The sequence below is a fragment of the Geobacillus uzenensis genome, assembly GCF_002217665.1.
Classification (GTDB): domain Bacteria; phylum Bacillota; class Bacilli; order Bacillales; family Anoxybacillaceae; genus Geobacillus; species Geobacillus subterraneus.
Genome location: NZ_NEWL01000008.1, coordinates 43353 through 63101, shown reverse-complemented (window position 1 = coordinate 63101; position 19749 = coordinate 43353). Strand labels below are relative to the sequence as shown.

At 52.6% G+C, this 19749-nt stretch carries 22 protein-coding genes; 13 read left to right on the top strand and 9 right to left on the bottom strand.

The window, feature by feature from the left end:
• Positions 1 to 301: 301 nt before the first annotated feature.
• A complete protein-coding gene (locus B9L21_RS12950) occupies positions 302 to 1573 on the top strand; it encodes a hemolysin family protein (RefSeq protein WP_063166672.1) in 1272 nt (423 codons plus the stop codon).
• A 72-nt stretch (positions 1574 to 1645) separates the two neighbouring features.
• On the opposite strand, the gene B9L21_RS12945 is transcribed toward B9L21_RS12950, so the two are convergent.
• On the bottom strand, positions 1646 to 1858 hold the full coding sequence (locus B9L21_RS12945) for an alpha/beta-type small acid-soluble spore protein (RefSeq protein ID WP_008881613.1): 213 nt from the start codon (positions 1856 to 1858) through the stop codon (positions 1646 to 1648).
• A gap of 287 nt (positions 1859 to 2145) precedes the next feature.
• On the opposite strand from B9L21_RS12945, the gene B9L21_RS12940 reads away from it, so the two are divergent.
• A complete protein-coding gene (locus B9L21_RS12940; RefSeq protein ID WP_063166671.1) occupies positions 2146 to 2388 on the top strand; it encodes a hypothetical protein in 243 nt (80 codons plus the stop codon).
• Between the two features lie 53 nt (positions 2389 to 2441).
• On the opposite strand, the gene B9L21_RS12935 is transcribed toward B9L21_RS12940, so the two are convergent.
• From B9L21_RS12935 to B9L21_RS12925, 3 genes are all read right to left on the bottom strand, one after another.
• Positions 2442 to 3554, bottom strand: a complete 1113-nt coding sequence (locus B9L21_RS12935) for an ABC transporter ATP-binding protein (RefSeq protein WP_063166670.1) — start codon at positions 3552 to 3554, stop codon at positions 2442 to 2444.
• Positions 3555 to 3689: 135 nt separating this feature from the next.
• Complete coding sequence (locus tag B9L21_RS12930; RefSeq protein WP_063166669.1) at positions 3690 to 4577, bottom strand: PucR family transcriptional regulator; 888 nt, start codon at positions 4575 to 4577, stop codon at positions 3690 to 3692.
• 81 nt (positions 4578 to 4658) lie between these two features.
• Positions 4659 to 4847 carry a hypothetical protein gene (locus B9L21_RS12925; protein ID WP_063166668.1) on the bottom strand — a complete coding sequence of 63 codons (189 nt, stop codon included), beginning with the start codon at positions 4845 to 4847 and terminating at the stop codon, positions 4659 to 4661.
• 109 nt (positions 4848 to 4956) lie between these two features.
• On the opposite strand from B9L21_RS12925, the gene B9L21_RS12920 reads away from it, so the two are divergent.
• The gene (locus B9L21_RS12920) at positions 4957 to 5370 is read left to right on the top strand and encodes a hypothetical protein (RefSeq protein WP_063166667.1); all 414 of its coding nucleotides are present in this window, start codon (positions 4957 to 4959) and stop codon (positions 5368 to 5370) included.
• On the opposite strand, the gene B9L21_RS12915 is transcribed toward B9L21_RS12920, so the two are convergent.
• The 4 genes from B9L21_RS12915 to B9L21_RS12900 are packed head-to-tail and all read right to left on the bottom strand — an operon-like array spanning position 5321 to position 9980.
• Positions 5321 to 6487, bottom strand: a complete 1167-nt coding sequence (locus B9L21_RS12915) for a YheC/YheD family protein (RefSeq protein WP_063166666.1) — start codon at positions 6485 to 6487, stop codon at positions 5321 to 5323. The genes B9L21_RS12920 and B9L21_RS12915 overlap by 50 nt on opposite strands.
• Positions 6484 to 7833 carry a YheC/YheD family protein gene (locus B9L21_RS12910; RefSeq protein ID WP_063166665.1) on the bottom strand — a complete coding sequence of 450 codons (1350 nt, stop codon included), beginning with the start codon at positions 7831 to 7833 and terminating at the stop codon, positions 6484 to 6486. Before B9L21_RS12910 ends, B9L21_RS12915 begins: the two co-directional genes overlap by 4 nt.
• Complete coding sequence (locus B9L21_RS12905) at positions 7830 to 8897, bottom strand: YheC/YheD family protein (RefSeq protein ID WP_063166664.1); 1068 nt, start codon at positions 8895 to 8897, stop codon at positions 7830 to 7832. Before B9L21_RS12905 ends, B9L21_RS12910 begins: the two co-directional genes overlap by 4 nt.
• Positions 8898 to 8903: 6 nt before the next feature.
• Positions 8904 to 9980, bottom strand: coding sequence for a YheC/YheD family protein (locus B9L21_RS12900; RefSeq protein ID WP_063166663.1), 1077 nt, complete (start codon positions 9978 to 9980; stop codon positions 8904 to 8906).
• A gap of 125 nt (positions 9981 to 10105) precedes the next feature.
• On the opposite strand from B9L21_RS12900, the gene B9L21_RS12895 reads away from it, so the two are divergent.
• The 4 genes from B9L21_RS12895 to B9L21_RS12880 all read left to right on the top strand — a co-directional run bounded on the left by B9L21_RS12895 (position 10106) and on the right by B9L21_RS12880 (position 14497).
• A complete protein-coding gene (locus B9L21_RS12895; RefSeq protein WP_063166662.1) occupies positions 10106 to 11239 on the top strand; it encodes a DUF445 domain-containing protein in 1134 nt (377 codons plus the stop codon).
• A 71-nt stretch (positions 11240 to 11310) separates the two neighbouring features.
• Positions 11311 to 11670 (top strand): YlbF family regulator, encoded by a 360-nt coding sequence (locus tag B9L21_RS12890; RefSeq protein WP_063166661.1) that lies wholly within the window; start codon positions 11311 to 11313, stop codon positions 11668 to 11670.
• A gap of 150 nt (positions 11671 to 11820) precedes the next feature.
• Positions 11821 to 12684, top strand: coding sequence for a Cof-type HAD-IIB family hydrolase (locus tag B9L21_RS12885; protein WP_063166660.1), 864 nt, complete (start codon positions 11821 to 11823; stop codon positions 12682 to 12684).
• 307 nt (positions 12685 to 12991) lie between these two features.
• The gene (locus B9L21_RS12880; protein ID WP_063167413.1) at positions 12992 to 14497 is read left to right on the top strand and encodes a coproporphyrinogen III oxidase; all 1506 of its coding nucleotides are present in this window, start codon (positions 12992 to 12994) and stop codon (positions 14495 to 14497) included.
• Positions 14498 to 14531: 34 nt separating this feature from the next.
• On the opposite strand, the gene B9L21_RS12875 is transcribed toward B9L21_RS12880, so the two are convergent.
• Positions 14532 to 14717 carry a YhzD family protein gene (locus B9L21_RS12875; RefSeq protein WP_008881599.1) on the bottom strand — a complete coding sequence of 62 codons (186 nt, stop codon included), beginning with the start codon at positions 14715 to 14717 and terminating at the stop codon, positions 14532 to 14534.
• 147 nt (positions 14718 to 14864) lie between these two features.
• Between B9L21_RS12875 and B9L21_RS12870 the strand changes: the two genes are divergently transcribed.
• The 6 genes from B9L21_RS12870 (at position 14865) to serC (ending at position 19743) form a co-directional block, all read left to right on the top strand.
• The gene (locus B9L21_RS12870; RefSeq protein WP_063166659.1) at positions 14865 to 15764 is read left to right on the top strand and encodes an ABC transporter ATP-binding protein; all 900 of its coding nucleotides are present in this window, start codon (positions 14865 to 14867) and stop codon (positions 15762 to 15764) included.
• Positions 15757 to 16986 carry an ABC transporter permease gene (locus B9L21_RS12865; protein WP_033011575.1) on the top strand — a complete coding sequence of 410 codons (1230 nt, stop codon included), beginning with the start codon at positions 15757 to 15759 and terminating at the stop codon, positions 16984 to 16986. The genes B9L21_RS12870 and B9L21_RS12865 overlap by 8 nt, the downstream gene beginning before the upstream one ends.
• Before the next feature lie 117 nt (positions 16987 to 17103).
• Positions 17104 to 18081 (top strand): 3'-5' exoribonuclease YhaM, encoded by a 978-nt coding sequence (gene yhaM / locus B9L21_RS12860; RefSeq protein WP_063166658.1) that lies wholly within the window; start codon positions 17104 to 17106, stop codon positions 18079 to 18081.
• 24 nt (positions 18082 to 18105) lie between these two features.
• Positions 18106 to 18231 (top strand): hypothetical protein, encoded by a 126-nt coding sequence (locus B9L21_RS12855; RefSeq protein ID WP_063166657.1) that lies wholly within the window; start codon positions 18106 to 18108, stop codon positions 18229 to 18231.
• 109 nt (positions 18232 to 18340) lie between these two features.
• Positions 18341 to 18526, top strand: a complete 186-nt coding sequence (locus B9L21_RS12850) for a sporulation YhaL family protein (RefSeq protein ID WP_063166656.1) — start codon at positions 18341 to 18343, stop codon at positions 18524 to 18526.
• 134 nt (positions 18527 to 18660) lie between these two features.
• Positions 18661 to 19743 (top strand): 3-phosphoserine/phosphohydroxythreonine transaminase, encoded by a 1083-nt coding sequence (gene serC / locus B9L21_RS12845; RefSeq protein WP_063166655.1) that lies wholly within the window; start codon positions 18661 to 18663, stop codon positions 19741 to 19743.
• Positions 19744 to 19749 lie beyond the last annotated feature (6 nt).

Here is a 19749-nt window from a genome sequence, read left to right as displayed (position 1 = left end):
CTGAACATTGCTTCATTGTTGGTGCTCGTGTATTTTATTGGATCTTGTTGGCTTGAATCCTAAAACGCGCCGGCGCGCTCCGGCGTGTTTTAATTTTGGGTTTATTTGGAAATACAACCTATCCATTGTAGCCAGTTGGCAAAAAATTTGTTATATTTAAAGTGAAGGACGGAAATCGACGACTCGTGGCATGTACAGCCGCTTCCGTCGGGTAAGGCAAACTTTGTATTCACAGGCATGTTTCGGCGAAAAAATGGATATGAATAACATAGTCATGTTCCTATAGGAGTGTGAAGATTCGTTGGAAGAGTGGCCGTTAAGGTTGTTCGGTTGGTTTTTTCTTTTCCTGCTCGTAAACGCATTGTTCGCTTCGGCCGAGGCGGCGTTTTCATCGGCAAGCAAAACCCGGTTAAAGCATTATGCGGGAGAGCGCCCACACAACAAGCGTCTGCAGGCGGTGATCGAACAGCTTGATCGCGCGTTGTTGACGCTCGCGATTGCCAACCGTCTGACGAGCATCACAGCGGTCGCGCTGTTTATTCATATCGCTGCTTCACTGCTTGGGGAACAGACGGGGTTATTTGTCTCGATTGCGGTGATGACGATCTTGTCCGTCGTCTTCGGTGAAATTTTGCCAAAATCGATGGCGAAAGAGCAGGCAGAACCGCTCGCGATTCGGTATGCCAGCCTCGCCTACGGGCTGATGAAACTAATGGCGCCCATAACGGCATTGTTCCATGCCATAAGGGAACGAATTGCCCGACGGTTCGCCAACGGGGCCGCCGCGCCGGCCGTCACGGAAGAGGATATTAAAGTGATGGTCGAACTGAGTGAAGAAGAAGGGGTTATTGACAACAAAGAAAAAGAACTGATCCAACGTTCGCTCGATTTTGATGAAATTTTAGTCGAAGAAATTTTCACGCCGCGCGCCGATATGGTGGCGGTTGAGGTGAATCAGCCGATTGAAGAGATCCGCGACGTGTTTTTGGAAGAACGGTACTCTCGCATTCCGGTGTATGAAGGGGATATTGACAATGTCATCGGCATTTTGTCGGAAAGCGACTTTTTCAGCGAACTTGTACAAAAGCACGATGTGCGCATCCGCGAGTTGTTGCGCCAGCCACTGTTTGTCGTTGAATCGATGAAAGTATCCGACCTGCTGCCGGAACTGCAAAAAAGCAAAGTGCATATGGCGATCGTCGTCGATGAGTTCGGCGGCACGGCCGGCTTGATTACGCTCGAGGATATTATCGAGCAGATCGTTGGGGAAATATGGGATGAGCATGATGAAGCAGTGAAAACGGTGCGCCAAATCGATGAGCATAGCTTTGAATTCAGCGCCGAACTGCCGCTTGACGAGTTTTGTGAAGTGATGAAGATCGATGTGCCGGAAAGCGAATCACATACGTTAGGCGGCTGGATTTTTGAAATGTTTGAGCGCATTCCGGCAGTCGGCGAAACGTTGCAGTACGGCCCACTGACGCTGACCGTCCGTCAAGTGGATAACCGACGCATTCGCAAAGTGCTCGTCTCCTTGAGCCAACCGCTCGCTGAGCAGGCAGGAGGCATGTGACGATGAGATGAAAGAGCCCCAGGCTGACCGCCTGGGGCTTTTGCCATCTATATGGAATTGTCTCTGAAAAGGTTATTGAACGTTGCCGAATTGGCCGCCGAGTTGTTGTTGGGCCATCGCTACAAGGCGTTTCGTAATTTCACCGCCGACCGAACCGTTCGCGCGGGAAGTCGTATCAGCGCCAAGGTTGACACCAAACTCTTGAGCGATCTCGAATTTCATTTGGTCGATGGCTTGTTGGGCACCAGCGACTAACAGTTGGTTATTGTTATTGTTGCGTGCCATAGTTGATCATCTCCTCTTGTAAATTTTGATGGCTGGGTTGGCTGGATTTGCACCAGCGCCGCACGCCGTAAGGCGCGCTGCCAAGCTTGGCTGAACCCAACGCCCACCCGCTTTTGCCTTCGCCAGCATAGTCGTTATGGCGGGTGGCCTATTTGGCTGGCGGTACTCATAGTTTGGGTCGTTTTTAGCCCGTTATTCATCGTGGGGATGTGGTAATTTTTAACGTTTTATCGCCGTCATCATTAGGGAATATGTAAAATAAGGAGCATCTTAGAGGAGGAAGCAGCATGAATGTGTGCCCGCTTTGCAACGGGCTGCGCCGGATGACGGTATACTGCAGCTACTGCCGGCAGCCGATGGAAGACCAAGGGAAAATTACTGACTATTTCGATGATTACAGTCCGTATATGGATGCAGACATCATGAAGTTTGTCGACGGTTACCCGCGCACCTATACGAACCATGAGTGCGTTCACTTGTTTTATTGCCCGCACTGCCGTGAAGAGGAAGTGCGCTTTATTAAAGAATAGGCTCTAGCACAACGCTAGAGCCTATTGCATCTATATCGAAACAAAAGGGGGGCTTACTTTTCGTCCGCCGCTCGAATGCGCCGCTCCGTTTCAATGTCAAAGAAGTGCGCTTTGTTCATATCCAAAGCGAGGTCAATGCGGTGGCCCGGTTTGATCTCGGTGCGGGCGTCAATGCGGGCGACGAACTCCTGGCCGTCGATGTTCGAGTAAATCATCGATTCGGCGCCAAGCAGCTCGGCGACTTCAACGTGCGCTGTAATTTTTGTCGCCGGCGATGCCTCCAAGAAGAGCGGCTCGTCGTGAATGTCCTCCGGACGGATGCCTAAAATGACTTCCTTGCCGATATACCCTTGGTCGCGCAATACTTTCATTTTTCCTTCCGGAATGCCGAACGATGTGCGGTCGACAACAAATTTGCCGTCTTGCAGCGTCCCTTTAATAAAGTTCATGGCCGGAGAACCGATAAAGCCGCCGACGAAAATGTTTTCCGGTCTTTCGTACACTTCGCGCGGCGTCCCGACTTGCTGGATGACGCCGTCTTTCATGACGACAAGGCGAGTCGCCATCGTCATCGCTTCCGTTTGGTCGTGGGTGACGTAAATCGTCGTTGTTTCCAGACGCTGGTGGAGCTTGGCAATCTCCGAACGCATTTGCACGCGCAGTTTCGCATCCAAGTTTGAAAGCGGTTCATCCATTAAAAATACTTTCGCATCGCGGACGATGGCGCGCCCTAATGCCACGCGCTGCCGCTGTCCGCCGGAGAGCGCCTTCGGTTTCCGGTCTAAGTATTGTTCGAGCCCGAGGATGCGGGCCGCCTCGCGGACGCGTTTCTCGATTTCCGCTTTTGGGAACTTGCGAAGCTTTAAGCCGAATGCCATGTTGTCATAAACGCTCATATGCGGGTAAAGGGCATAGTTTTGGAACACCATGGCAATATCGCGGTCTTTCGGCGGCACATCGTTCATCCGCTTGCCGTCGATATAGAGATCGCCTTTTGAAATTTCCTCAAGACCGGCGACCATCCGCAATGTCGTCGATTTGCCGCAGCCGGACGGACCGACAAAGACGATAAACTCCTTATCTTGAATATGTAAGTTGAAATCTTTGACGGCGGTGACATTGTTGTCGTAAATTTTGTAAATATGATCGAGAACGAGTTCTGCCATCGTGAATCCCCCCTGTTATTGAAATCGTTTTCTTGTAGTACTAGTGTATAGAAAAATACGAACATTGGTAAATGGACAAGATGCACAAAAAATGCCGCCCGTTTTCGGCGACATGACAAGACGGTGCATCGGGGATCAAGAGCGGCGGCGGTGCAAAATAGCTAAGTAGATCGCTGCCGCCCCTTTAAATCGCTTGATGTCGATACCGGTTTGCTCCGTCCATTTATCGATCCGGTATTGCAAACTGTTGCGGTGCATATACAGCTTTTTCGCCGCCATCGAGACGTTTAAATTGCATTGCAAAAACGTCTCCATTGCCCGGATTTCATCTTCATCAAACTCATCGAGAAACGATAAGAGTTGAGCAGTCTTCTCATCGATGCCAGCGCCAAGGAGGGGAAGTGGAATGACATCTTCCCACTCATACACCGTCTGCTTCGGCCAAAAGCGGCGGGCAGCGGCAAAACATTCTTTTTCGAGGAGAAACGATTCATATAGCCGATCGTCGACCGGACGGACCGGACCGATAAATAGATGGATTGCAGCGTAAAAATCGGCGGCGAGCGCGTCAGCCATCTCCGTCAGCAAGGGCAGTTCAGCCGTTCGTTTTTGCCTCGCTTCGATGATCAGGCCGCCCCTGTCTTTGTCCCAAACGATCGTGATCGGGGACTCAAACAAGCTGCGGATTGTTTCGGTAAACTCGGCTTTGTTCGCGATCGACCGGTTGGCAGTAAAGTGAATCAGCCGGCAGTACGGAGCAGCCAGCATAGCGGATGCCGCCGGGTCGCCGCTCGCCATCCAGCGCTTCCACGCCCGCTCCTCTTCGCTTTCCCGCTCCCGCCGGTGTTCGGCTGGGGTCAAAAACAGCGTCAACAATTGCCGTTCCCGCTTCGTTAACCGCTGTTTGGCGATGCCAATTTCATCGCCGTCAGCGGTATAAAACCATTCATATGCCTCTGGATATTCCGGCTGGCCGTTAATGACGATATCCCCTTCGTAAAGCGATTCGAGCTCCTTTAACATCGCGGCGCAACCCTTTCTGTCGTTTTTCATTCATTATAACAAAAAGCCGACTTCCCGGCGGAGGGAAAGTCGGCTCGTCGGTCACTCGCCTGCTTCATAAGGAGGTTCCTCTTTGACAAGATCGCGCGCTTCCTCGATATTGACCTCATCGCCGCGGCCGTGCACGGCGCCGCCGGCCATTCCTTCATTAATCATGCGGTCGATATCGAGATAATATTCGTCGCGCCCCTCGTATAAAGCGTCTTGGCGTCCGGCTTCTTTTCGTTCCATCGTTTTGCTCCTCCCTCATTGTTTTTCCTAGTTTGCGCCGAATAGGCATACGTTATCCGCTGCCGTCATATGGATAGAGAAGAAACAGACGAGGGAGGAGTGATCCGGTATGATCGTTCCCATAAAAAAACTGATCGGCATAACGACCGCGGCCGAGAAAAAGGCAAGACAGCTTGCCGAGCTCGAAACGGACGAGCCGACATGGGCCGGCTACTTAGATGAGGCTTGCCGGCAGCAGCGGCTCTGGCAATATGTGTACTATTTAGCGGCTGGCGTTGATGTGGAATGCGGTGAAGCAAGGGGGAAAAAAGAAGCGGATGCCAGCCGTTTTGATTTGCTGCAATCCCTTGCTGAAGCAGAATGGGAAAAGGCAAAGTTATGCCAGGATATTAGCAAACGATTGGACGGTGCGGCCAAACAGGCAGCTGACCAAGTGTTTCGCCGGGCTCTTCAGTACAGCGGTGAGTTTTTAGCTATGGCGCAAGATGAGCTAATTCGGCGAACAGTTGATGGAGCCGTTTAAGCCGCTCTGCTTCAATTGCCGATTCATCAAACACCATCGGTTTCGCATTGATCTCATAAATGTATAGCTGCCGCTCGCGGCCGACGCCGATGTCGGCGGAAAATTCGCCGACAAGGCCGAACTGCTCGCTAAGCCGTGCGCCGCTAAGCGCAATCAGCTGCTCGAGCGCCTGTTCGTCGATGCGTTCTTTGACTTCGGTGTAGGGCAACACCGTTCCGCCATGAAAGACATGGGTGGTCACCGACTGCGTTCCGGCGAGGCGGACACCGATGCCGGTAATGGTGTGGCAGCCGCGCTGCCAATGAGCAAGCACGCGCAAATCGTAACGGTGGCCGTTCCATGTATCGGTGTCAGCTGCTGCTTGGACAATGTAGCGGCAAGATCGGACAAGCGGCGCCAGCTCATCGAGCGATCCGAGCCGTGTTTGGCCGCGGGGGGATTCGCAGATGACCGCCGCTTCGGGCAAGGAGGTGAGACGGAGCAAACCGCTTCCCCTTGAGCCGTCATCTTGTTTTACATAGACGCAGCCGTACTGAGCAAGCCAAGCGCGCACATCGTCCACTGTGTCAATCGGCGCAGTCGGCAACAAATGCGGCCAAAGCCGACGGTCAGCCCGCAATGCGTCGTAAACGTCCGATTTGCGGAAAAAGGAACGGTTAACAAGCGGGATGCCATGGGCAGCAAGCCGGGCGGCCGCTGTTTGAAACGGCGTGTTTTGTTCTTCCTTGCGGCTTTTCACCCGATTGTAGACGACGTCTGGCAACGGAGTCGATGCCTCGACAAAACGCTCGAGCGACGGGACGAATACATAGCCGGAGACCGCTTTCTCGCCGATGCCGGCGGCGGCACTGACGATGGCGATGCCGCCGGCAGCATGGAGCGAGCGGATGACGGACTCAAGCCACCGCTTTCTCCCGTCAAGCAAAGCTGGAATAGATGAGGCGCTGATCAAAATGCCAACAAGCGGCCCGACCCGCCCGCCTTGCGCACGGACAGCAAAAGTGAGATCAGGAAGGGAAGCGGCGGAAGTGAGAGAGCCGCTGCCAAATCGGTAAAGCCCGCTCCCTTCCTCGCAAACCCACTCGCCAGTGTCGCGCCGGTAACCGATGGTGATCATGGCCAAAGCGCCTCTGGTTCGGTGAGGGCCGTTTTGCTTAGATGGACAGCGTAAGCAAGCGGCAGCAACGCCGTGCGCTCATCCGCTTCTTTCAGACCCGGATGCTTAAAAATCGAGCGTCCTGGTTTGGAGTTGGCTTCGAACATCCAAATTCTCCCTTGTTTATCCACACCGAGATCAAAGCCAATTTCACCGATCAATGTTTCCGACGTTTCGTCAAGGCAACGGCTAAGCGTGAGAGCGGCATGATGCAGGCGGGTTAGCACGGTTTCGCGTTGGACGGTGTCCGGAAAAATTTCTTCGAGCGTTTTGACGATTCCACCGCTGTTCATATGGGTGGTGATGCTTTGCCTCCCGGCGATTTTGGCGGCAATGGCGCTCACTTGCCATTGACCGTATTCGTTTTTATTGGTGTGGACGCGAAAATCCGTCGGCCGGCCATTGACGGTCATGAGCGGCACAGCTTGCTGGATGACATAGCGGTGAAGCGGCGCATTGGCGAGCAAGTGGTGCCATAATGCCATAGCGGTCGGAAACAGAGCGGTTTTCGTTTCCCCTTGTTCATCGCGAAAACGGCATTCGTAGACATTATTTTTTTTCGTTAAATGGTAGATGCCGCGGCCGAGGCTGCCGTCGGCCGGTTTTACGTATGCCTCTGTGTGGCGGGCAAGAAACTGTTCGACCGTCTGCCATGTGATATGGGCGGCTGTCGTCGGCAAGTATGGCTGCGCTTCGGGATGGGAGGCGAGCCGGCGGTAAATCTCCCATTTGTTGAAAAAATGGCCATTAAAGACCGGGATGCCATAGGCGGTTTGCAGCGTCTCAGTGATCGTTTGAAATGTTTCGTCATTTTCGATGCGCCGGTTCGGCAGGCGGTTGTAAATCACGGTCGGCAACGGCACGATATGACGCTCCCAGCCTCGTTCCGTATAAAAATAACCGTTGACCATGCCGTTTTCCCAGTCGATATGAGAAGTGCCGAACAAAAAGGCAAACCCGCCGACTTGCTTCTCTTGTGCCAGCAACTTGGCGAAAAAGAAGCTCCGGCTTCCAACTGGGCGATGGAGCGACTTGGTGAACCCGGCGGTCAAAATGCCGACGAGCGGGCCGAGGTGGACGGCCTCCGCCGTCAAAAAGACATGGATGTTAGCAGCAAACGGAATGGACAGGCGTCGGGCGATGTCGCTTGTTATGATCACGCAGTCAGTAAGTGCGGAAGAGGAAACGATTCGGCACGGGACAAGCAGGCTGCCAAACGCGGCTGCCGTTTGCCCGGATGTTTGCAACGAAGCCGGCAAGGTGACGGTGTTTTTCCCTTTGTCATCAATGAGTAACGTATAGGTCATCGGTGATTCACCTCGCTTGCTAGAAACAAACAGTAGCGGAGCGGTGCCTCATAGATGTCGTTTTGCTGCTCCGGCGGGAGAATACTGATTACTTTTCTTCCTGGTTTCGAATTTACATCCAAAATCCAGACCGCTCCGTTGTCAGTCACGCCAAGGTCTAAGCCGATCTCAAACAGCGGTCCGAATTCACTGTCGATATAAGTTGGCAGTGTGCGAATGATCGTTTCGATGCCGTCAAGCACCAGGATGCGCTTGGGAGAAGGCAAGTGGTCAAGCCAATCGGCGAACGGGCGAATATCGGCACCAGCGCGGACGTTGGCCACCCATGTTCCCGGGCGTCCGATCCGCACAGCCCGCACCTGTTCGATCCAACGGCCCGTTTCATCTTTTTGCAAGAAAAAGCGGAGATCAAACGGTTCGCGCGCCGGAGTGGACAGCGAAAGAAGCGGCTGCAGCGCATAGCCGTCGCGGCGATTCAAAGAGGTGATGAGCCGCTCGAGTTCTTTCCGGCGGGCGATGACCGTCCGTTCTTGGCCAAACCCGTCCTGGACGGACAGCGTTTTTCCTTGTTTTTGAATGATGTAAATGCCGCGTCCGCCGGAGCCGTGCACCGGTTTGGCGACGACGGCGTGTTCATGGCGGAGAAGTTCGAGCATGTCATCGGCGCGCTCGAGGCGGATGGTCGGCGGTACATACGCTGACAGAAGCGGGTGAGAGGAAAGCGATTCGTACACCTCCCACTTGCCCGGCAGGCCGTAGCCTAAAAAGACTACATCCGGCCGCTGCTTCAGCCAATGCATAATCGGTTTCGCTTTTTTCGAACGATCGTCATAGCCGTAAAAGCAACGGTCGTATAAAAACGGCGGAATAGCAAAGACGGCGTCGGTCCATTCGCTCGTTTCCGCCTGAAAGATCGAGCCGTGAACATATTCCGTCTGCGGGTCGATATTTAACGGTGAAAAACGGCAAACCGAAATGCCGTAGCGCCCGGCGCGTTTGGCCACCTCGGTGCAATACCCGCGCTCTTGCTGTTCGTCAAGGGTGACAAAACCGAGTGAAATCAATGTCGTTCACTCCTTTTCCTCTATCAGTGTCAAACAGTAGTCAATAATCGCTTTCGCCGACGGGCGAACGGTTTGTGAGGCAGCCGTCGTCTCTGTCTGTTTCGACGGCTTTGTATTCACCTCAATGATCCATGGCTGCCCATGAACATCGATGGCGAGATCGATGCCAAACTCCCCGTACAGCCCTTCCGCCTCGAACGCGAGCACAGTCGCTGCTTCAATTGCAATTTCTTTGAGAAGCTGTTTTTGGTGGAAGGCGTCCGACGCCGTATGCCATTTCCGCAATACCGCATTGATCGCCATCAGTTCCCCGCCGCGGGCGAGGTTGGCCACAAACTGATCGGGCGGCGCTACGCGGGCAACGGCTGAGGTGACGCGCCAATGATTGTTGCGGACGCGATGGCAAAGGAGCCGGAAATCGACCGGGCGGCCGTCAAGCGTGCGGAGCTCAAGCCCTTGTTGAACGATCATTGGCAGCTTCGTTCGTCGCCGTAAAGCGGAAGCTAATGTGTCTGTTGAGCTGTATATGGCTGCTGAAGCGGAAGTGGAATGGCGAAGGCGAATTCCGCCGTCTGAACGTTCAAGGCAGAAGATCCCCCGTCCTTGACTGCCGTGGATCGGTTTGAGAAAGACGGATGGGAAGGCGCCGAGAAATGACTCCAGCACATCCTCGCTGCTCCATAACGCCGTTTTGGGCAAATGCGGGTGCAAGTATTCGTGACGCTCGAACAGGCGGTATACTTCCCATTTATGCAAAAAACGGCGGTTGAACATCGCCCCGCCTTCCTCGGCAAGACGGATGAGCAATTCAGCGAACAAAGGAGAATGTTCCGATTGCCGCGAGTGAAGCCGGTTGTAGACCACGTCAGCCGGGGGCACGTCCCGTTTCGCCCACTCGCCGTCAATCCATTGATAGCCGGTGCGCTGCAAGTAAAGCGACGGCGATGTGACGTAAAAAAAGAGGCCGCGCTCTTTCCCGTATTGCGCCAATTCTTCGCAAAAACGATGAATGGACCTAAACGATGTTTGTTCACTTGTTTCCTTTATTTCCGTCAGCACGGCAACGGTTCGTTGTTTGCTCATCGCAGTCCCTCATTTGCGCATTCGTCAGGTAAGCTCTATAATGGAAAATTAGGCAAACGTTTATACCGTATCGTATGATGGGGGAGGCCGTTTGGTGACAGCGGTACGGACGAAAGGGGAAGACGATGGACACGTTCGTTTATTTGGTGTTTATGATGGCGGTCGGGGCGCTCATCGGCGGGGTGACGAACTTTATCGCGATCGTCATGTTGTTTCGCCCATATGAACCAATCTACATAGGCGGGAAGCGGCTGCCGCTAACTCCCGGCTTGATCCCGAAACGGAAGCGGGAACTCGCCGAACAGCTCGGGAAAACGGTCGTTGAGCATTTAGTGACGCCGGAAGGGCTGCGGCGCAAGCTCACCGATTCTGCCTTCGCGGCGGGGGCGGCTGATTGGGGGCGCGAATGGTTGAAACGGTGGCTTTCGCGCCGGGAAACACCGGCCCAACTGCTTGAACGCCTCAGCGTCCATTTGCCTGATGAGCGGCTTAGTGAGCTGGCAGCTGAACAAGCGGAGCAGGCGTATGAACGATGGGGGGAAACGTGGCGTCTGCGGCCTATTCGCGATCTATTGCCGCCGGAATTGAAGGGGGCGATGGAGGCGCGCATCGACACATTGGCCGACTACTTGGCTGACCGGGTGCTTGACTATTTCAGCAGCGAAGAAGGAAAACGGCAGCTGGCGGGCATGGTTGACCGCTTTTTCCAAGAGAGAGGGATGGTCGGAGGCATGTTGCACATGTTGCTCGGCAATGTCAATCTCGTTGATAAAGTGCAATCGGAGCTGAGCAAATTTTTACGCCATGCCGGTACAAGAACGATGCTAGCCCGCCTTCTTTGGACGGAATGGAACAAGTGGCTCGACTATCCGCTGGCCGCTGTGGAAGGGATGATCGGGCGCCAGCGTATTCACGAGGCGGTGCGCGCCGCCGCCCGTCGTCTTGTGCGGAGCAACGGCTGGCTGCACCGCCCCATCGCCGAGCTTGTCGCTCCGTATGAACAGGAACTGTTTGACCGTCTCGTTCCACAGGCAACGGGCAAAGCGATCCATGTGCTTGGTGATAAGATCGAGGGAATCGTGGCGCAGCTTGGATTGGCAGACATTGTCCGCGATCAAGTGGAGTCGTTTTCACTAAGAAGATTAGAGGCGATCATTTTATCAATTGCCCGCCGCGAGCTGAAAATGATTACGTATTTGGGCGCTTTGCTTGGCGCGCTGATCGGCGCCGTTCAAGGCACGATCGGCTTATGGCTGTAGCTTTGGGCATATCGCCGCCCGTTGGCGCATACGTTAGAACGTGAACGATATTCGTGTAGGAGGCTCTTTTTATGTCTGAATCTCTTCACGCGCTCGCCAGACAGCTTGAGCAGGCGATTCGGGCGAGCCAGCCATTTCAGCAGCTGAAACACGCGTACGAAGATGTCCGTCGTGATGAAACCGCCTACCGGCTGTTTGCCAACTTCCGCGACATTCAGCTCCGGCTGCACGAAAAACAAATGCGCGGAGCGGCCATCTTGCCGGATGAAATGGAACAGGCGCAAAAGGCGATGGCGCTCGCCCAGCAAAACGCCAAATTAGCTCGCTTGATGGCACTCGAGCAGCAAATGAGCATGACGATCGCTGAAGTCCAACAGATCGCCATGAAACCGCTCGAAGAGTTGCATCGTTCGTTGATGGGAGAAAAATAGGAAAGAACACCCGGTCGGGTGTTCTTTTTTTGTCCGTTCTGTCATAGTCATGAGAATGACAGGAAATGCAAAGCTGCCGCTAGCAGATGAAGAGGCGGCGTCAAAGAAAGTTGACGGAAAACGAGGGACGGACAAAAGGGGGAGACAGCCGTGTATAAGCTGTTAGCGCTCAACATCGATGGAACCATTTTGAAAAATAACGGCCGCCTGCCGCGCGAAACGAAAGAGGCGGTCGACTATGTGAAGCGAAAAGGGGTTTACGTCACATTAATCACGAGCCGCAATTTGCTCTCCGCCCGCAAAGTGGCCAAAGCGCTGCGGCTTGATGGGTTGCTTATCACCTTTCAAGGGGCGATCATCGGCAAAACGCTTGATGACAAGCTGTTTGAGGCGGTAATTCCAGAAGAGCGGACGTTTAACATTGTGCAGATTTTGGAAAACTTTAACTGCAATATTCGTCTGATGCATGAGCGGTATTCGCTCGGCAACCGGAAAAAAGTGAAAAAAAATCTCGTCGTACAGACAGTGCTCTCGTCAAGCGATCCGTTTTTCTACCCGACCCAGTTTGTCGATTCGCTCGGCGATGTGCTGATCGACGAACCGATGGCCGTGCCGAAAATGGATGTCTATTTTGCCGGGGATGCGGAGCGGGATGAAGCCGCGGCTGTGCTGGCGAAATCCGTTCCGTCCATTGATATGATTATGCAGCCGGGCGGAAAAATGGAAATTGTCCCGCAAGGCGTATCCAAGCTCGCTGGGCTGCGCCGGCTCGCTCAGCATATCGGCGTATCGCTCAAAGAAACGGTAGTGATCGGCGATGGCGTTGACGACTTGCCGGTGATTGAGGCGGCTGGGCTTGGCGTCGCCATGGGCAATGCGCCGGCCGAGGTGAAGCGGGCAGCCGACTGGGTGACGCGCTCGAACGAACAGCTCGGCGTCGCTTACATGGTAAAAGAACATTTCCGCAAACAACAGCGAATCGAATTTTTGCAAAAACTTAAAACGAAACAGTAAACGGCAAGGGAGGGGACTGACTCAAAAGCGGTCTGCTCTCTAGTGGGACAGAGCATATCGAATTGTGAAACCGTTCAATGTATATATAGCCTATTGAAAAAAGGGGGTCCCGTTGTGTTGGAGACCTCTTTTTTTCTTTCTGAAACCGCCATCGAGAAACGATCTGTGGTCTGTTTGCATCGTTGATTTTTTCATCACCTGGATCGAAGCGGCGCTTTCCCGTAAAGGCGGCGGGGGAGGTGCATTCTTCCGCTTGACGAGGGAAACAGCAGTTCTGTACACTGAAAGAAGTTTGACAGAAAAGGTGATGAACGTGCGTATCGAAATTCAAGGACTGCCGAATCCCGAACGGTTTCAGCGTCCGCTCGAAGTGATGAGCGAGCTGTTTTTTGAATCGGCCGCGCTTTCATTTACGCCGCTTCCGGAAGCGGATATCTCCGTTTCGTTTACTGTTAACGAGAACGGCCGCATCACCGTTTCCGGAACGCTGGCGGATCGGACGTCCGGGCGCGTCGAGGAGGCCGGGCATGAGCATGAGGCGCCGGCTGAAGCCGATGGAAAAGCGCGCGAAAAACAGTTGAAAAACGCGGTTTTCCATGTGTATATAACGCTTCTTGAACGTTATACCGGCATCGTGCAGCCGTGGGGCATTTTAACCGGCGTCCGCCCGGTGAAGCTGCTTCATCAGCTGCTGCGTTCCGGGATGACGAAAGAAGAGGCGCATCGGAAGCTAGCGCAAGAATATTTAGTAACAAAAGAAAAAATCGAGCTCATGCAAGCGATCGTTGACCGCCAGCTCACGGTGGTGCCGGACTTGTACGATTTGGCCCATGAAGTGAGCATTTATATCGGCATTCCGTTTTGTCCGACGAAATGTGCGTACTGCACGTTTCCGGCGTATGCAATCAACGGCCGCCAAGGGTCGGTTGACGCCTTTTTAGCCGGGCTTCATTACGAAATGGAAGCGGTCGGCCGCTTTTTGCGCGAACGCGGCATCCGGATTACGACGATTTATTACGGCGGCGGGACGCCGACGAGCATTACGGCCGAGGAAATGGACCGGCTGTACGCCCATATGTACAACGTATTTCCAGATGTCGACCGCATCCGTGAAATAACCGTCGAAGCTGGGCGGCCGGACACGATTACGCCAGAAAAGCTTGACGTCTTGAAAAAATGGCGGATCGACCGCATTAGCATCAATCCGCAATCGTATATCCAAGAGACGTTAAAAGCGATCGGCCGCCATCATACTGTTGAGGAAACGATCAACAAATTTCACTTGGCACGAAAAATGGGGATGAACAATATTAATATGGACTTAATTATCGGCCTGCCTGGCGAAGGGCTGCCGGAGTTTACGCATACGCTCGCCGAGACGGAACGGCTCATGCCGGAGTCGCTCACCGTTCATACGCTGTCGTTTAAGCGGGCTTCGGAAATGACGAAAAACAAACAAAAGTATAAAGTCGCCGGCCGCGAAGAAATACAGGCGATGATGAAAGCGGCCGAAGAGTGGACGAGCAAGCATGGTTATGTGCCGTATTATTTGTATCGGCAAAAAAATATTCTCGGCAATCTCGAAAATGTCGGTTACGCCTTGCCGGGACATGAGAGCATTTACAATATTATGATCATGGAAGAGCAGCAGTCGATCATCGGACTCGGCTGCGGGGCGTCAAGCAAATTTGTCGACCCGAAAACAAGGAAACTCACCCGTCAGGCGAATCCGAAAGAGCCGAAGGTGTATAACGAACATTTTATGGAATATACAGAAGAAAAATTGACCATCATGGCCGCCTTGTTTGGCTGAGCGAAAACACCCCGGGCGCCCGGGGTGTTTTCGCTTAGCGGTGAAACAAAATCAGCTTGCCGCTTGCGTTGACGCAGCGATGTGTCTTATCAAAACAGCCGCGTTCGCGCAGCTTCTGTTCGCCGATTTTTTTTGCTTCCTCATCATTGGCCGCTTCAAATGTCTCATCAAGCAACTTTTCTCCATTACGTTCAAAAGCGGTCAACGTATACGTCGGCATGTGAACATCTCCCTTCGCTGAATCATGATTCACTTCTTTTTCATTAGCGAATCATAAGGAAAATTCCTGCTTGTGGTTGAAACTTTTTTTAGGTGGTAGACGTTATATATAGGGGTGGAAATTTCATTTTATTTTGGGGGAATGTGGATGAGTTTAGAGATCATTGATGTGACGAAGCGATTTGGTCAGACGACGGCTGTTGATCATTTGACGTTGACGGTTCCAGAAGGGAAAATGTTTGGATTGCTTGGGGCAAATGGAGCGGGAAAAACGACAACCTTTCGGATGATTTTAGGGCTCCTATTGCCGACAGAAGGCACGATTCGGTGGCAAGGAGAATCGATTGATTACTCTAAAAGTCACCTGATCGGTTATTTGCCGGAAGAGCGCGGATTGTATCCGAAGTTGAAAGTGCAAGAGCAGCTTTTGTATTTAGGACGGTTGCGCGGAATGAAAAAGGCCGATATTGTCCCAGAAATCAATCGCTGGCTCGAGCGTTTTCATATCCGTGATTACGCCAACAAGCGGGTTGAGGAGTTGTCGAAAGGCAACCAACAAAAAATCCAGTTTATTGCCGCTGTGCTTCATCGACCGAATCTATTAATCTTAGATGAGCCTTTCAGTGGACTTGATCCGGTAAACGTCGAGCTGTTGAAAGAGGCGGTGCTTGATTTAAAACGAAACGGAACAACCATTGTTTTTTCAAGTCATCGGATGGAACACGTCGAAGAGTTGTGCGAGCATGTATGCATTTTGCGCCGCGGCCGCGCGGTGGTGGCGGGAGCGCTGCGTGAACTGAAACGTTCGTTTGGCAAGCAAATTCTTATCATTCAAGGAGACGGACCGTTTGAACAATTGGCGCGGTTTCCTGGTGTTTTGCAGTGGAAGCGGACGGCGGAAGGGGTGCGGCTGCAAATCGCCAATGAGGAGACGGCGCAAGCGATACTCGGTCATATAGCAGGAAAATTCGCGGTTCGTCTGTTTGCCTTGGAGGAACCGTCTCTGAATGATATCTTTATTGAAAAAGTAGGTGCGGCGTATGAATAAGTTTTTCCTTGTGGCGGTACATACGTATCAGACGAAGCTGAAGGCGAAAGCATTTTTGGTGACCACTGCCATCACTTGCCTGTTGATCATCGGGGTGGCCAACATTCAGCCGATCATTGAGTTTTTCACCGGTGATGAAAAGCCTCATGTCGCGGTCATTGACCGCACGGGATCTTTGTACGGTCCGCTTGCGAAGCAGGCAAACCATAATCAAATCGCGTTGACGAAAATTACGGATATGGAAAACGAAGCGAAAGAAGCGGTCAAAGAAGGCAAATGGGACGGATTGCTCGTCTTGTCGATGGATGCGGAAGGATTGCCGGCAGCGGTGTATTATGCCAATACGATTGTGGACAATCAGACGCCTGAGGTGTTGGAACGAGCGCTAAGCCAGCTGAAAACAGCACTTTCAGCTGCTAAGCTCGGGCTGACGGATGAACAGATGGCGGAGCTTTCCAAACCGGTTCCGTTCCAAAAGGTGGCATTGGAAAAAAACGCGAAGACGGAAGAGGAGCTGAACGAAGCGCGCTCTCTCGTTTATGTCCTTCTGTTCGCGATGTATATGTTCGTCTTGATGTATGGCGGCATGATCGCGACGGAGGTGGCGACGGAAAAATCGTCGCGCGTGATGGAAATTTTAGTGTCAAGCGTCCCGCCAGTCCAACAGCTGTTTGGCAAAATCATCGGCGTTGCGCTTGTCAGCTTGACGCAATTTTTCGTGTTTTTCGCCGTTGCGTTCGCCGCGTTAAAAACGAGCGGACAGGAAGTGTGGCGTTTCCTCGGATTGGATCACCTGCCGGCCTCAATCTTTGTGTATGCACTCGTTTTTTTCTTGCTCGGTTACCTCTTGTACGCGGTGCTGTTTGCCGTGCTCGGTTCGCTCGTCAGCCGGGTTGAGGATGTACAGCCGGCGATTACGCCGGTCATGATGCTGGTTGTCGCTGCCTTTATGATCGCGATGTTTGGCTTGAATGCGCCAGAGTCGGCGTTCGTGACCGGCGCTTCGTTCGTTCCCTTTTTCGCGCCGATGCTCATGTTTTTGCGCATTGGCCTCGTTTCCGTGCCGGGATGGGAAGTGGCGCTTTGCCTTGCGCTTTTGGCGGCGACGATTGCCTTGCTCATTTATTTTGGCGCCAAAGTGTACCGAGGCGGCGTGCTGATGTATGGACGAATGAACATTTTCAAGGATATAAAACAGGCCATCCAGCTGACAAAAAAATAAACAGTGGACGGGCCGTTTGGGCTAATGTTCCCTTGCCGTTTCGGCAAGGCTTTCTTTTTGCCCTTTGCCCGTTATGATATACTAGAAAATACGTACAGAGAAACGGAGGAGAACGAAGTGGCGAAAGGCATCATCCATTATGAGGTTGGGGAACAAGTTGATCTCTTTTTGCTCATCAAATCCGCAACGAAAGGCATTGCCAGCAACGGCAAGCCGTTTTTAACATTAATTTTACAAGATAAAAGCGGCGACATTGAAGCAAAGCTGTGGGATGTGTCTCCTGACGATGAGGAACGGTACGCGCCGGAATGCATTGTCAAAGTGGTCGGTGATATTCATAATTACCGCGGCAAACTGCAGCTTCGCATCCGCTCGATCCGCCCCGCCCATCCGAGCGAAGCGGTGCGTGTTGATGATTTTTTAGAGACTGCTCCGCTTACTCGTGAGGAAATGAAGGCGAAAGTGATGGATTACATATTTTCCATGGAAAATCCAAACATTCAGCGCATTACGCGTTATTTGCTGAAGAAATATGAAAAGCCGTTTTTTGAGTATCCAGCGGCGACGAAAAACCATCATGAGTTTATTTCTGGACTGGCGTATCACGTCGTCTCGATGCTCGAACTTGCTGAGGCGCTTGTCCGTTTGTATCCGTCGCTCAATAAAGACTTGCTTTATGCCGGCATTATTTTGCATGACCTTGGCAAAGTGATCGAACTGTCCGGCCCAGTATCGGCGGTGTATACGCTTGAAGGCAATTTGCTCGGTCATATTTCAATCATGGTCAGCGAAATTAGCAAGGCGGCCGAGCAGCTCAGCATTCAAGGTGAAGAAGTCGTCATTTTGCAGCATCTCGTTCTGTCGCACCATGGCAAAGCGGAGTGGGGCAGCCCGAAGCCGCCGCTTGTCAAAGAGGCGGAAGTGCTTCATTATATTGATAATTTGGATGCGAAAATGAATATGATCGACCGCGCGCTGGAAAAGGTGAAGCCGGGTGAGTTCACGGAACGCATTTTTGCCCTTGACAACCGTTCATTTTACAAGCCGGCGTTTTTGGCTGTTTCAGCACCAAAGAAAGCGGGTAATGAAAAATAGCGTCATGCAAAGGAGGGATGAGGCGTGATCGAACCGGTCATTGAAATCGTCCCAACGACTCAGCACGAACAGGCGAAAGAAAAGTTGAATGAGCTGCGCCGACAGTGGAGGAAAGCGAAGAGGAAAAAGAAAGAGCGAAACGAAGCATAAGCGTTGTCCCGAAGAAAGAGGCGGCATGTCCGTCTCTTTCTTTATGCATACGGTTGTCTGCTTGCGCGTATAGTTTAGTAAGACAAGCACATGAAAAAGGGGGATGGCGATGCTTAGCTTGCCGTGGTGGATTTACTTAGTTGTTGCCGGCATTATTTTCAGCGGCTATATGACCGTGAAAACAGCGGCGCGGGAGCGGGAAATCGATGAGGTGTTCATTGAAAAAGAAGGGGAAATTTATATGGAGCGCATCCGCCAAGAGCGAGAACGGCGAAAGCAGGCGAAGCCCTTGTAAGATCCAAGGGCTTTCTTTTTTGGAAAGCATCATTTGAAAACGCTTTTTTCGAAAAATTCCCTTTCTTTTTTAAAAATTCATGTTAGGATAGTAATATCAAATGGACTACTTGGACAATAAAGTGAGGGATGACAATGAAACGCGCGTACAATTTCAATGCCGGCCCGTCGGCGTTGCCGCTGCCGGTGCTCGAACGGGCGCAAAAGGAGCTGCTCAATTTTCAGGGCACCGGCATGTCGGTGATGGAATTAAGCCACCGGAGCAAAGAGTATGATACCGTCCATCGTGCGGCGCAAGAGCGGCTCAAACGGCTCCTCAACGTACCGGATGACTATGATGTTTTGTTTTTGCAAGGCGGGGCGAGTCTGCAATTTTCGATGGTGCCGATGAATTTCCTCACCGAAGGGAAAATCGGCTGCTACATTTTAACCGGCGCATGGTCGGAAAAAGCGCTGAAAGAAGCACAAAAAGTCGGCTTGACAACAGTCGTCGCGTCAAGCAAAGAGGCGAACTACACGCATATTCCGGCGTTGGACGACGTGAAATGGCCAAAGGATGCTGCCTACGTCCATATTACGTCCAACAACACGATTTTCGGCACGCAATGGCAGGAGTTCCCGGATGTGCCGGCTGATCTTATCGCTGATATGTCAAGCGACATTTTGAGTCGGCCGTTTGATGTCGGCAAGTTTGCCTTGATTTACGCCGGGGCGCAAAAAAATCTTGGCCCGTCGGGGGTCACGGTCGTCATCCTCCGCAACGATTTGCTTGAACGCATTCCGGACGGGCTGCCGACGATGCTCGACTACCGGACGCACCAAAAAAGCAATTCGCTATACAACACACCGCCGACGTTTGCGATTTATATGTTGTCGCTCGTGCTCGAATGGGTTGAAGAACAGGGCGGCGTGACGGCGATCGAAGCGCGCAACCGGCAAAAAGCGGCCGTGCTGTATGAGGCCATTGACGAAAGCGGCGGCTTTTACAGACCACATGCAGAAAAAGGAAGCCGCTCGCTCATGAACGTCACGTTCACGCTGCCGAGCGAAGAACTGACGAAGGCGTTCCTTGTTGAGGCGAAAGAGCGGGGCTTTATCGGGCTCGGTGGACATCGGTCGGTCGGCGGCTGCCGGGCGTCGATTTACAACGCGGTGCCGCTTGAGGCGTGCGAGGCGCTCGCATCGTTTATGAACGACTTCCGCCGTCGTTTTGCCTGAAAATTT